The sequence below is a fragment of the Micromonospora salmantinae genome, from assembly GCF_022230905.1.
In the GTDB taxonomy this organism is placed as follows: domain Bacteria; phylum Actinomycetota; class Actinomycetes; order Mycobacteriales; family Micromonosporaceae; genus Micromonospora; species Micromonospora salmantinae.
Map to the genome: position 1 here is coordinate 366,249 of NZ_JAKKFG010000023.1, position 13,253 is coordinate 379,501.

General features: G+C 68.6%; 11 protein-coding genes. 1 reads left to right on the top strand and 10 read right to left on the bottom strand.

What is annotated here, in order from left to right:
- Positions 1-141: 141 nt before the first annotated feature.
- Complete coding sequence (locus PSH03_RS20025; protein WP_238690035.1) at positions 142-978, bottom strand: aldo/keto reductase; 837 nt, start codon at positions 976-978, stop codon at positions 142-144.
- Positions 979-1,076: 98 nt separating this feature from the next.
- A complete protein-coding gene (locus PSH03_RS20030; protein WP_238686971.1) occupies positions 1,077-1,274 on the bottom strand; it encodes a hypothetical protein in 198 nt (65 codons plus the stop codon).
- Between the two features lie 646 nt (positions 1,275-1,920).
- On the opposite strand from PSH03_RS20030, the gene PSH03_RS20035 reads away from it, so the two are divergent.
- Entirely contained in the window at positions 1,921-2,268 is a 348-nt protein-coding gene (locus PSH03_RS20035) for a hypothetical protein (protein WP_238690036.1), read from the top strand.
- Positions 2,269-2,454: 186 nt separating this feature from the next.
- Here the strand turns inward: PSH03_RS20035 and PSH03_RS20040 are convergent, their stop codons facing one another.
- The 8 genes from PSH03_RS20040 to PSH03_RS20075 all read right to left on the bottom strand — a co-directional run bounded on the left by PSH03_RS20040 (position 2,455) and on the right by PSH03_RS20075 (position 13,148).
- A complete protein-coding gene (locus PSH03_RS20040; protein ID WP_238690037.1) occupies positions 2,455-4,065 on the bottom strand; it encodes a hypothetical protein in 1,611 nt (536 codons plus the stop codon).
- 118 nt (positions 4,066-4,183) lie between these two features.
- Positions 4,184-4,582: a hypothetical protein gene (locus tag PSH03_RS20045; protein WP_238690038.1), complete on the bottom strand. Its 399-nt coding sequence runs from the start codon at positions 4,580-4,582 to the stop codon at positions 4,184-4,186.
- Positions 4,579-7,032, bottom strand: coding sequence for an AAA family ATPase (locus PSH03_RS20050; RefSeq protein WP_238690039.1), 2,454 nt, complete (start codon positions 7,030-7,032; stop codon positions 4,579-4,581). The genes PSH03_RS20045 and PSH03_RS20050 overlap by 4 nt, the downstream gene beginning before the upstream one ends.
- Before the next feature lie 91 nt (positions 7,033-7,123).
- The gene (locus PSH03_RS32925) at positions 7,124-7,960 is read right to left on the bottom strand and encodes a ribonuclease HI (RefSeq protein ID WP_238690040.1); all 837 of its coding nucleotides are present in this window, start codon (positions 7,958-7,960) and stop codon (positions 7,124-7,126) included.
- 44 nt (positions 7,961-8,004) lie between these two features.
- Entirely contained in the window at positions 8,005-8,622 is a 618-nt protein-coding gene (locus PSH03_RS20060) for a hypothetical protein (protein WP_238690041.1), read from the bottom strand.
- Between the two features lie 51 nt (positions 8,623-8,673).
- Positions 8,674-10,434 (bottom strand): DUF6119 family protein, encoded by a 1,761-nt coding sequence (locus tag PSH03_RS20065; RefSeq protein WP_238690042.1) that lies wholly within the window; start codon positions 10,432-10,434, stop codon positions 8,674-8,676.
- Between the two features lie 95 nt (positions 10,435-10,529).
- Positions 10,530-11,057, bottom strand: coding sequence for a DUF4352 domain-containing protein (locus PSH03_RS20070; RefSeq protein WP_238690043.1), 528 nt, complete (start codon positions 11,055-11,057; stop codon positions 10,530-10,532).
- A gap of 1,149 nt (positions 11,058-12,206) precedes the next feature.
- Positions 12,207-13,148, bottom strand: coding sequence for a hypothetical protein (locus PSH03_RS20075; protein ID WP_238690044.1), 942 nt, complete (start codon positions 13,146-13,148; stop codon positions 12,207-12,209).
- Between the last annotated feature and the right edge of the window lie 105 nt (positions 13,149-13,253).

The window sequence follows — 13,253 nt, forward strand, 5'->3', positions numbered from 1 at the left end:
CGCGGTGGATCAGCCCGGCGATGTGGTGATGAGCGTGATGACTCACAGGCATCTTGATGCCTCACAGTCATCATGCTCATCACTGCGTCCGATCCCTCAGACGTCACGTTCCGTGGTCCTGGCCGAGCATGGTCGGGGCGGTCAGAACTCCTCGTACACCGCCGGGTCCTGGTCCGAGAGCCGCCCGTCCGGGCGGCCCAGCGCGGTGATGGCCTCGACCTGCGCGTCGGTGAGTTTGATGCCGAAGACATCCAGGTTCTCGACCTGCCGCTGCGGGGAGGCGGCCTTGGGCAGCGGAATCACCTGACGGGCCACGTGCCAGGCGAGGATCGCCTGCGCCGGACTGACGCCGTGCGCGGTCGCGATCTCCACGACGACGGGATGCTGCTGCAGGTCGTTGCCATGGCCGAGCGGGCTCCAACCCTGCACCAGGATGCCGTTCTCCCGGTGGTAGTCGATCGCCTCCTCCTGCGGAAAGTACGGGTGCACCTCGATCTGGTTGACCACCGGGGCGACCCCGGTCTCGGCCACCAGCCGCTCGATGTGCTCGGGCAGGAAGTTGGAGAGCCCGATGTGCCGCACCAGGCCACGCTCACGGGCCTCGATCAGCGCCCGCCACGCCTGCACGTACAGGTCGACCTTCGGGTTCGGCCAATGGATCAGGTACAGGTCGACGCGGTCGAGGCCGGTGCGGAACACACTCTCCTCGATGGTGGTCAGCGCCTCGTCGTAGCGGTGGTGCCGCCCCGGCAGCTTCGAGGTGACGACCAGATCGTCCCGCACGTCACCGGCCGAACGGGCGGCCCGGCCGACCGCGCCCTCGTTCTCGTAGTTCACCGCCGAGTCGATCAACCGGTAGCCCGCCCTGATCGCCTGACCGATCGCGTCGACACCCGCCGAGCCGTTCAGCCGGTACGTGCCGAACCCGATCGCCGGCAGGGTGGTGCCGTCGGCCGCCGTGAGATGGGGAATCGTCATGATTGGGACCCTACCTGCACGAGTTGCGCGCCGACGGTGGCTCGATGTCGAGCGCACGCGACGGAACGGGCAACCCGGAAGGCAGAAAACGGCGGGATTCAGCAGACGCGCGTCCGCCAACTCACCTTCGTCACCGTCATGGGAACGTAAAAGAATCCGTCACCAGGAGGAGCGCAGTCCGTGCCGGTGAAGGTCATTCCTTGGGTGGTGAACGACCAGCTAATCTCGGCGTTCCGGTTCGTGTAGTTGTAGTAGTTGAAGCCCGTGATGTTGCCGCTCCACTCCGTGGTGGTCACCAGGGACGGAGTCGCCGTAGGAACCCCGTTCGGGTGGTCCCAGTGGGGCCAGACGCAGAATGTGCCCGGCTGGCAGTTCCCGGGCGGGTAGACGCCGGCCCCCGACTGGGGTGCCGCCGAGGCAGGAGGGGCAACAGCCAGCACACCTGCGATGACCCCGGCGATGGCGAAGGGTTTCAACAGCACGGCTACCTACTTCCATTGATAAGAATGAATTAACTCAAGCTACCGGCGGAAATTTGCACCGTCAAGTACCTGCGCTACCGCCCAGGTGGACGGCCGCGTCATTCGCATGTGGACGATGCGTCACGACCGCCGCAGCCTGCGACGACAGCAGGACCACCGGTCGGCGGCCAGGGGGCAGGGCGACGAGCTGCTCCCGCACCGCAGGCCGTGGCGCCTACGGCCACTGACGGCAGGACGTCAGCAGGGAAACCGGCCGCCGGCCGATCCGGCCACCTCCGAGCGCCCCCGCGACTCGGGTGGCAGGCGACCAGCTCGCAGCCAGCTCTGCGTTCGGGCCGCTCAGCGACAGCGATCAGCGGCGGGTTGGTTGACACGGGGAACATAATCGATGCAAGTAAATATATGCCTGGGCTGAACGAGCTCCGGCCCCGTTCCTGAACACCGTTAGGAAGGGAAGCTCATGCGCAGCTTTACCAGCCGAATCGCTGCGGGTCTCGCCGCCGCCCTGGTCACCACGCTGGCCGTGACGACACCGGCGTCGCCCGCAGCCGCTGTCGAGACGCTCAAGGTTCCCGACACCGGCCTCGTCTTCTACCAGGCCTACACGCAGATCATCGTAGGCAGGCAGGCCACGCCCGACGGTATCTGCCGCCCGGTCCCGGCCGAGGCGATCTGGGCGATCGGCTGGAACGGCTTCGGTTCCGTCTCTGGCTACCGGACCTCCGACTGCACCGGCGCTGCGTCCGAGCTCAACAACTTCCACAGCTGGCCGTACGAGGGCTACTACCTCTCCTACCGGGCCGGTTGACAAGCGTTCCCGGTGGTCGATCGCGAACGGCCACCGGGAACGCACCGATTCGGAATTGCCCGGATCGCCCCGCCGGCCGAGCAGGCGACGCCGGGACGTTGTCGGGCTGGCCAGAGTGGCAGGCGATGGTGCCGACCCTGGGGTTCGGCCAGTGGACCAGATACAGGTCGATCCGGTCGCGGCCGGTTACCGGGTGATCGCCCGCTCAGTCGAGGAACCGCCGCTCAGCAGCGGGTCGGTACGCCGCTCGGTCTCGGGCAGGTTCATCGCGGCGGCCAGGAGATTGGCGAGCCGACGGCTGTCGTCCAACCCTTGCCCCTTGCCGGCCCAGTCGTCAAAGGTGAGCCTGATGTTCTCGTCCGTCGTGATGATGTCCAGGACTGGGCCTCGCTTGTCGCGTTCGCGGAACCGCACGTAGCGAACGTCCGAGAGAGGGAACTCGCGCTCGATCGTGCCTTGTTTGCGAACTGAACTCTGTGCCGAGATGAAGAGACGGGCGGGTGTCACTCCCAGGTAGGCGTCCTCGCCGACGAGGCGGTCGAGGTTGACATCGGCGATGGCCAGCAGGGGTTCCTCGCCAGGCACGACCCATCGGAGGATTCGCAGCACCTCATCTGGCACAGCCTCGGCGAAGACGGTGAGAGGCGGATCCAGCGGAGCGGTCTGGGTGTGCACACGGTTGCGAAGAATTGCCACCCGCTCGGCCAACGCCTCGGCCATGTCGACAGCGGATTTGATGTCCTGGCGCTTCGCGGTGAACGGCAGACTGAACTCGGCCGGAAGTTCGGCGATCAGACGACATTGACGTTCAAGACCGGCAAGCAGATCCGCCACGTCCTCCATGACTTGGGTGTGCTCACGCTGAGTCTCGGCGACCAACTCGGCCAGCAGGCCTTCGTTTTCGGCGGCATGGGCCTCGTCGCGGCTGATGTGTCCCGCGCGCAACACCTGGAAGCGATACCAGGACCACTCCGCCATGAGCATGCCGTGAGCGTCGGCGAGAATCTGGTCGACGTTCTTCTGAACGTAGGTGCGACGGCTCTGCCCGTCAGTATCGAGCGCCGTGATGTGCCGGCGGACGAGCGACGTGAAGAGGTGCCGTTGCTTGCGCAGGTCTGCGTCCCTGGTCGCGATGGAGGCGAAGACGTGGTCGTTGACGCCGCTGGCCGCCTGGGCCTCACGTACGGCGCGCAGCGTCGTCTCATGCAGGCCCAGCAGCGTCGCCCACTGATCCTCGTGCAGCGCCCGAAGAACGTCACGAGTCAGTTGGACGTTCTCGTCCAGTCGACGTGAGATCGACGCCAGCTGCACCTGCAGTGCCAGGAGTGCGGCGGCCGGCCCGAGAGCGCTGAGGATGGAGGCGGTCTGCGCTCCTGTCACGGGTGCCCAGCGCACCAGGTTGGCGATCTTCCCGTTGGTCGTGACGAGTGCACCCAGGTTCCAGCCGCCTGACGTCATCGGTTGCGCGGTCTTGAGCGCCTCCAACGTCTCGGGCGCCAAACGCACGAGCCCCTGCACCGTGGTCGCACCCTGTGCACCCTGCGCCGCGAGATTGCCGATGCCCGAGGCCATCGCGAGCTTGTCGGTCAGGCCTTGGTTTGCGTGAGCGCTCATCATTTCGAAAGGGATCACGTCGAAGCCGATGGGCGGCTGGTCCCCGAAGAGCACGGCCAATCCCGGCTCGATCTCGACGAGGCTGACGGTCGGCTCGTCGTCGGGGAGAACCGTGGCGTCGAGGGTGCCGTTGTCAACGAGTGTGGAGAGTTCGTTCTCGGATGCCTCGGCTTCGGGTGCCATCCCACGTCCTTCATGATCGACAGCAAGAGCATCACATTACGTGTCAACGTGGTCACCCTGGCTCATCCGGAGCGGTACCTCAATTCGCGTAAGGTCCACACGCGAGTGACTGAACAGATCACCTGCGGGTCGTGGGCTCCAGTTGTGCGAGCAGGGTGCTCACCTCGGTGTGTAGGCGCCGCAGCTCCGCTGCGCCAGGGGCAAGCTCGTAGCAGTGGTGGTGCGTGGCGGCGGAGAGCGTCACCCAGGCGAACGCCACGCGACGAGCGGTCTCGCGGCCCGGACCAAGCCGGCCGCGCAGCATCAACTGCTTCGCGCGGCCCTGCCGGCACGCCGCCACGGCCGGCTTCACCCGCCGCCAGTAGCCGTCGACACCGCCTTCGAGGGCGAGCCGGATCAGACAGGCGCAGGCCCGCGGCCACCAACCCGCGGTCACCGCCGTGGTGCCGAGCAGCCCGGCCCCGCCCAGCAGCTGATCGGCCGCCGCCAGGCAGCGCTGTGGCGTCGGCGCGGTCACGACAGCGCCGCCACGAGGAGGCGGGCGTCCGCGACCAGGCCGGGCAGGTCCGCCAGGTACGCGCCGTGCACACCCTCTCGACATGCCTGGTACGCGTTCACCGCACGTCGTCCGTGCCGGCGGCCCAGCCAGCCGAGCACGTCACCACCCTTCTCGGCGTCGTCGAACACCGCCAACGCGACGGTGGTGGCGACCCGTCGGGACGCGTCCTCGATCGCCTCCTCGATGTCGGCGTGCCGGACACCTCGCGCCACCCGGTTCCGCCAGACCGCGCGATGGCAGGCCGCCTCGACCGCAGAGCGGCACAGCTCCGCGACCACCGGCCCGCGCACCTCGGCGGGGATCTCGTCGTTGCGCGCCAACGCGTACGCGTCGTCCAGGTAGCGGGTCACCGGGTCGGAGCCGGGCCGCAGCGTCACCACCGACTTCTCCGCGCGGGTCACCTCGATGATCCGCGCCTTGCCGAGATCGAGTCGGCGGACCGCGTCCGGCAGCCGGGTGTCGTGGGTGAAGACGACCACCTGCCGCTGCTCGGCCAGCTCGGCGAGCACCCGTGCGAGACCGTCCACCTTCGACGGGTCCATGCTCTGCACCGGGTCGTCGACCACGATGAACCGGAACGGGCTCTCCGGGGCGCAGCTGCGGGGCAGGAACGTCGCCAGTCCGAGCGCCTGCATCTCGCCCTGACTCATCACACCCAGCGCCGTGCCGTTGTCGGCGCCGTCCACGCTGACCGGGAAGAGCACCCGGCGCCGGGTGTTCGCACCCTCCAACGTCATCGACCCCAGTTCGACGTTGCTCTCCTGCCGCAGCTGCGCCCAGATCCGCTGCGAGTGCCCGGCGAACGGCGCGACCCGCTCGCTGCGGATCTGCGCACCGGCGTCCTTCAGCCAGGCGCGCGCGGCCTTCAACCGGGCCAGGGCCGCCTCCTGCGCCGGCAGTCCGCCGACGGTGGCCACCCACTCGCGCACCTCAGCCGCCGCCGCCCGCCAGCCGGTGTCGCGCTGCCGCAGAAACCCCTCGGCGTACGCGCGGGCCGCGTCGACCGCCGCCACCACCGCCGGGTACCGCGCGGCCAGGTGGTCGGCCAGGTCGGCCGGCTCCCCGGGTACGCGCCGCAGAGCGGCAACGGCGTCACGCAGCACCCCGACCGTCGGCTCGGACCCGGGTCCCTCGGGCACAACGAGGTCGTCGATCAGGTGGTGCGTCTGCCGCAGCAGAGCCGTCAGCCGGGTCGTCGCCGTCTGGGCGGCGACGCTGCGCTGCCGAAGCTCGCTGAGCGACTCTGCGGCCGCGGCACGCCAGCCACCGTCGAGAGTGCCGGTGGCGCAGACCGGGCACGACCCGTCGCCCTCGTCCTCGTGATGTTCGAGGGCGAGGCGGAGCAGCTCGGCGCTCCGCAGCGCGGCCCGGGACCGACCACCGTCGTACCGCCGGGCCTCGACCGCCGCGTCCCGCAGCTGACCGGCGAGCCGGGTCGCCTCGTCGACTCGCGGCGGGGCGAGGGCGGCGAGCTCCCGACAGAGCAGCACCTCCCGGTCGGTGGTCGCCTCGTCCGGCTCGTCGAGGATCGCCGTCACCGCCGCGAGGTCGACCACGCCCCGGCCACGCAGCAGCACGGCGGTCCGCCGGGCCCGCTCGTCGGCGATGCCGTCGAGCGTGGCGACCAGGGTGGCGCGCTGTGCGCGTACCTCCTTGATGCTGGTGTCGTGCGGCCGGGCGGCGCGCAGCAGACGCTGGTCGGCGTCGGTGAGCGCGTCCAGCCCGAGGATCGCGAAGAGCGCGTCGAAGAGCTGACTCTGTGTTCCGGCGGCGAGCTTGCCCAGCTCGGCGGCAGTGAGGAACGGCCGGTACAGCTCCAGCGAGCGGGCCAGACCCAGCTCGGAGAGGTCCGCGTGCCGGCCCCGTGCGCTGGTGACGGTCACCTCGGCGTCGGCCAGTTCCGCCCCGACCGGCCAGGCGCGGTTCACCCGGGTCGGCGTGGCCACCCCGTCGACGCGCAGCTCCACACCCACCCAGCACGGGTCCGGGTTGTGCAGGTTGCGCCACCCGGTACGCCAGACGCTGGTCTTGTCGGCCCACCGGGCGCTGTCCCCGGTGAGGGCGAGTTCGGCGGCCTCGGCGAAGCTGGACTTGCCGGAGCCGTTGCGGCCGACGACCAGTGTGAAACCTGGTCCGGGGCCGATCTGGATGGTCCGTTCCGGGCCGACGCCACGGAAGCCGGCGACGGTCACCGACTTCAACCAGATCCGTTCCGCTGGACCGTCGTCGGTAGGGGAGCGGGGGTCGAGCCGGGTGGGAGTGCCGGCGAGCGCGGCGGTCAGGTCCTCCTCGCCGGTGAGGGCGGCGAGGACAAGCTCGGCGGTCTCGGTCGGTACGCCGTCAGCGGCGGCCAGGCGCTCGAAGATCAGTTCGATCAGCGGGGCGGTGGTCTGTGCGGGCTGGGTCATGGTCGTCTCCAGGCGTATGGTGTCCGCGGGCCGACGGCTCGTCGCCCCGCCCGGGTGAGCGGTGGAAGTGCTGGCTACCTCGCGGTCGCGGTCAGACCGCGGCGTTCGCGTGCCAGCCGCGCAGGAACGCGTCGACCAGGGCGTGCGCCCGAGGACGCAGGTCGAAGGACTCCACCCGCCGGCGGCGGGCCATGTGCGACAGGCCGTCGGCGGCCTCGTTGAGGGCGTGGCCGCTGTGCCCCTTGACGTGCGCGAACGTCACGTCGGGACGGTGGGCCACCTGCTCGGCGAGCCGGACCAGGGTCGGCTTGTCTGACCAGCGGCGCTGCCGCAGGCTGTAGCCGGCGGGCATCGCGTCGGTTTCGCCGGCCTGCCAGCGGTGCAGGTACCGCACGGCCGTCAGGCTGTCCAGCAGCACTGTCATGCCCGCTGGCACCTCGTCGTACCCGGTGAGCAGATAGTCGACCGCGCGGAGTTCGTCGACGAGCACCCGGGACCTGCCGGTCGGGTCGAGCCGGCCGGTGCCCCGTCCGAGCAGGCCGTAGTGGCCATCGCTGACCACGTACCCGATGCCACCGGCGCGGCCCTTCCAGCTGGCGTCGGTCGCCGCCACCAGCGGAAGCGGCGCCTGCGCCCAGCGGAGCACCCTGCCGCGCCCACGGTCCTGGCCGGGAAGCGGCAGGCAGTCGGCCTTGCGCCCAGAGTGCTCGGCGTGCTCACCAGCGAGGCGCTCGGCGGTGTCGAGCAGTTCGGCGGCGGAGGTCAGCTCGTCGTAGTGGGCGGCGGTGAAAGCGAGGTGGACCGCATCACCGATGCCCTGGCAGTCGTCGCAACGGGTGGCGCGGGTGTAGGGGCGAAGGATGAGGACGCGGTCGTGCAGGGGCGGGGGGAGCTGGGTCAGGGCGCGGAGGAACTCATCGGGGCGCACGACGCCTCCTGACGTCTTGTGATGGGGGCACGCTCATCGGGTCCTCACAGCTCCGTCACGTCGGTCACGACGGCGGTCAGCTTGTCGCCGGAGCGCTTCGTGCTGCCCGTCTCCTCCTGCTGGACGGAGGCGGAGTCACCGGTCACCTCGAAGGTGTTGATGATCGGGTCCTCGGCGCCCTTGACCTCGTACGTCACCTCGTAGGTGCTGGACGGGTCGAGGCCGTCGCCGGTGTAGGTGACGTCAATCCGGTAGGTGATGTTGCAGCCGGCGGTGCCGAAGCACTGCTTCCGCAGGGTCTTGACCTTGAGCTTGAAGTCGCCCTTCATCGGGGTGTCGTAGACGGGTGCGGGCGGCGTCGTCGTCGCGGGCGCGGTGGTCGACGCCGCAGCACTGGTCGGGGCTGACGTGCTGGGGCGCGACTGGGATGCGGCGGTGGGGGCGGCCTTGCCCTGGTCGGGCGACTCCTCACCGTTCGTCGTCGCCAGCAGCACGCCGCAGCCGCCGAAGCAGAGCAGCAGCACCAGAACGGCAGCACCGGCGATGACCCACCGGACCTGGGATTTTTTGCGGCTGACGGGCTGCGGGCTCGTTGCGCCCACGGTCTCGGGCTGAGCCGGGGGCTCGGCCGACGGGTCCGGCTGGTGGTGAGGCTCGGTCATGGTTCTCTCCTTTGTCGAGCGGGATGCTGTGGAGCTGATGTCGTGAACGGATCAGGCGGACGGGATGCCGACGACCTCGACCTCGACGCCCTCGTTGCGCAGCGACTTCATCGCCCGGTAAAGCGCGACCTGGGCGAAGGTGAAGAGCGACTTCACGGTGAGTGGCTTGCCGGAGCCCAGGGCGATCGCGTAGATGACCTTGCGGGGCCGGAAGTTCAGGTCGACGACTCGCCCCGACGGCTGCCGGCGGACCATCTCGACGAGCGCGTTGCGGGCGTCGGCCTCGTACCGCAGCGCGTCGACCGACACCGCGCCCTGGGCGAAGAGGTGGCTCAACGCCGAGCTGCCCTTGGCCCGCTTGACGTGAATCAGCTCGTCGTCGGGCCCGAGCAGGTCGCAGGCCTCGATACGGTGGGGGTGCTGGTTCGTCCGCAGCAGTTGCCGGTCAAGCAGGGTCAGACCGCAGACCTCCGCGGCGTGGACGTTGTACTTCGCCTCGTCTGTCAGATCGGCGGTCCAGGCCGGGAGTGCGAAGCTGGCCGGACCAGCCAGGATCTGCTCGATCTCGTCGCGGAGGAACCTTCGGTGCTGGTCGCCGATCTCGTACCAGCCGCCCTCGTGCAGCAGGAGCTGATTCGTACCGTGGGCGAGCTGTGCGGTAATCCACCGCGAGGCGGCCGTGGAGCCGATCTCCTCCTCGCCGGCCGCGTCGGCGTAGAGGGTGACGCGTCCGTTGCAGAGCGACGTCCACCGCTCGCCGTCCGGAACGCCCTCGGTCTGCGCGAGCACGTCTGCCAGCGTGAGCTCCGGCAGGCGCACCGGGCGGAGGCCGGACTTCGGCACCCGAAGCTTGTACGACTGGATCCGCTCGATCTCGCTGAAGACCCGGCCCGGTACGGCCAGCCCGACCTCCACAGGATCCGGTAACCGGAGCAGCCGGTCCAGCTGCTCCTCCACCTTCGACAGACGGGGGTCCTGGGCCGGCACCGGACGGATCTGGGTGATGAACTCCAGATCAGCGAAGGGTGCCTCCTGCTTGCAGACCCGGTCGATCTCCCGCAGGTCAGCGAGCAGGCTCGCGGGCTCTACGCCGAGGTGGATGCGGAGGGCGTCGCTGCCCTCGACCGGGGTGGCCTTACCCGTGGACCGGCAGACAGTCAGGTTCGGGTTGAACGTCCGCCCGCAGAGCTGGCCGACGATCTCGCCCCACTTGTCGATGCCGTACATCCGGATGTGCTGACCGCCCGGGACCATGTTGCGGTCGACCCGGCCGGTGGTGCCGAACACCCGCCGGCGTACCTGCTTGATCTCATCGGGGGCGAGCGAGCGCACCGCGAAGCCGATCCCGAAGCCGGAGTTGGCCAGGTCCAGATCGACCATGTGACGGCCGACGGTGCCGTAGGCGAGCGCGTAGACGTGCTCGTCGACCGCGACGAGCAGCGCGGCACCGCCACTGCTGAACCCCAGGTCGATCGTCTCCCCGGTCAGCGAGGCCAGCACATCGCACCAGTCGGCCCGCTGGCGCGGCACCGTCCCGTGCACCAGCAGCGCCGGCGCACCGGCGACCAGGCGCTCCTCGACCATGAAGTCGTGCTGTCGCACGTAGCGGCGGTTCACCGCGTCGTGCAGACCGTCGACGGTCGGCGTCACCCTTTCGAGCTGGTAGACCGACGTCAGGTAGGTGCCCTCCGGCCGCTCGGGCAGGTCGAGGTCGAAGAGGGTAGGCGCTTCGTAGGGCGGATGGGTGGCGTCCTTGCGGACGACACGGCGGTTGGTCGGTCTGGTCGTGGTCGGCTGGCTCGCACGGCGCACGTCGATCTCCTCGCGGTGAGAATCGGGGTGGCGGTGGTGCGGGGGAGGGGTGCGCCGAGGGCGGGCTTCGCGGGTCCCACCCTCGGCGCGGGTGGTCAGCTCAGGGCGACGGTGACGCCGCCGGAGAACATCGAGTCGTGCAGCTCGAGCTTGGTGAGCTTGACGTTCTTCGGGATGTCGAAGACCACGACGCCGGTCACCTGGTTGCCAGGGTTGATGTCGTTGAGGAACGTCTCGGCGTTCTTGTTCGCGTAGATCGCCGCGCTGGAGTCGGCGGAGTACTCGGTGCCGTCGGCCGCGTACGCCTTCTGGCTGCTGCCGTCGAACATCTGCGCTTCCGTGCCGATGTTCTTGACGTTGAGCGTGACCAGGCAGAACTGGCCCTGCGCCTTCTGGTCGAGCGGGGCGCTGCCGACCTTGGCGACGCCGCACTTGGACGACTTCACCGTGAATTCGAACTTCCCGTCCCGGGCCGCCTCGCCGACCTTCGCGGTCTTCGGCTTGTCGTCGCCCTTGGCGCCGCCGGCGTCGGCCTTGCTGGTCGCGTCATCGGTGGTGCCGGCACCGCAGCCGAGCGCGATGAGGCCGGTAGCGAGCAGGCCGAGGGTAGCGATCTTGCGCATGGTGAAGCTCCTGTCGGAAGAATGGGATTGCTGGTCGACTCGCCGGATCCGCGCTTCGTCGACGCCCATGAATCACAGCAGGAGCCACGACCTGGAGTCCAGAAAATAGGCCTCGGCGTGTTGATAACCCCGGTTACCAACAAGTGTGGCCTCCAACGGTCCCCGCGAGTTCTGCTGACGACGCACCTAGACGGTGGTCCCGAGGCAGGGAGGTGTAGACGTGCTTGAGGCGAGCGCAGACCTCATTACGCTGCCCGAGATCGACACGCTGGCCGGCGTGCGGTGGCCCGTCGTCACCACGTGGCGCCGCCGGTATCCCGACTTCCCACAGCCCTGTCAGGTCGACCGCAGTCGTCCACTGTTCACGGGTAGGCCCTCGACTGGCTGATGGCGAGCACCGCGCCCAGCTATCGGCGATCGAGCCGAATCTCCGCAGCCACGTCGCCTCCTCGCCGGATTGATCGCGCAGGCATGCTCGCTTCAGCCCGTGGGCAGCCCTTGAACAGCTCAGCGAGGAGAGTCCGCCTGCATCACCTCGACGAGGAGCCGCTGCACGGCGACGAGTACATTCGGCGGCAGGTGGTCGATGAGCTCGGCGATCGTGCGGCGGCGGCCGACTGGGCGACGTTTTCCTTCGGTCCGAGATCGGTACGCTTCCGTCGGAAGCCGCATGGATCGCCCGAGCCGTCGACGAGCTCGGCGATCACGACGACGCCTTGCTGTTCGCGGTTGAAGCGGCGCCCTCCCTCGTCCAGTCGCCAGGCGCCGGCTGATCGTGCGCGTCTCCTGGAGTAGCTGGCAGCTTGAGGTCGCACCGGGCCCTTATGCGGCGGCTAGCGTCGCCCCGGCCGGGCCTGGCGACCCTCGGGCAGTTGGCGCAGCTGTGGGCTACCTATTGATCAAGCGGTCACTCCCACAGCAACCCCTGTTGACTGTCCTGCCCTCCGGCTGCTGCACGGCTCCGCGGGGAGGACCTCCTCGCGGGCGTGCGCCACGAAGGACGCCGTCCGGGTTCGTCGCTGAAAACGCCGACGCTGACGGACTTCCCGTGCTGCAACGACAGCTCGATCTCCCGCGCGACGAGTTCCGTGGCGGAACCACTGGTGCCGACGCAACCCAACGCCACTAGCTGAGCGAATAGGGTGCTGGTCAAATAGTCCCTGACCGTGTGGGGGTCCAGGTACTTGGGCGCATCCGGGCGTTCGAGATGCTTTTCGACCTGCTCGCGAGGCATGCACATCCCAAGATCATTGAGGTGCTGTCGACATCCAAAGTGTCGAGCTGACAGATCTTCATGAAGCTGGGCGTCGGAACCATCCGGTAATCTCCACCTGGTTCGCCCTGTCCGCACTTGTTGTCGAGGGTCCGCATCACGTCGAGTTGTTTTCGGAAATGGTCGTCGACACGACAACGCAGGGACGAACCGTCTGGGACCATCCGCTTGTACTGAACCAAGATGAAACTGCGTCGTTGCTGGTGGTAGTAGATGAGGTCGGTTCCGAGCCGGGTCTCGATCGGCCACCTGTTGACGTTCATGATCTCCAGCGTGCGCCCGTTGCCGTCGGTGAACTTCCGAACGGCCAGCCGGTCGGTCGTCTGACGGGTCCAGCCGAGGAACGTGCTCGCGTCATGCTCGACCATTGGGTCTTCTCTTGGCGTGACGCCATGCATCGGAGGAAGAAAAGAGTCGCGGCTGGTGATGCCGCTAATCTCCTCTTCAGTGAGGAAGCCTGTGTCCCGTAGTAGGTCGGGAGCGCCCGTGAACGCGCACAGAGAGGCGAAGCTATCCCGTTCCTCGGCCAGCGCCGCTCTGTGGGGCGGCGTTAGGTCGATGTCCCGGATACCAAAAAGTGTTCCGATCACCGTTTCAAGCTCGGGATTTTCGGTCAACAGAACGTCGAGCACGGTCTCGCTAGCCTTGTCGGTCAGCCTGCCCTGGCTATCCAGGGGGCGTTGCTGATCCCTTCGAAGTACCGCCCGCAGACGGTTTACCTCGAGCGGGCGTCCGAGCTCGGTCAGGGCTCGCAGCCGAAATGCCCAGCGGATGTCGTCGGCTTGGCTGTCGTCCTCGACGCCCGCCAGGAAGTGCACGGCTCCCCAATACGAGATCAGGACGACCGAAGCTCCGACCCGCGATCGCACCGGAAAGGAGACCCTGCACTCACCCGCTCCACTTCCGCGTACTCGTCGATCAGC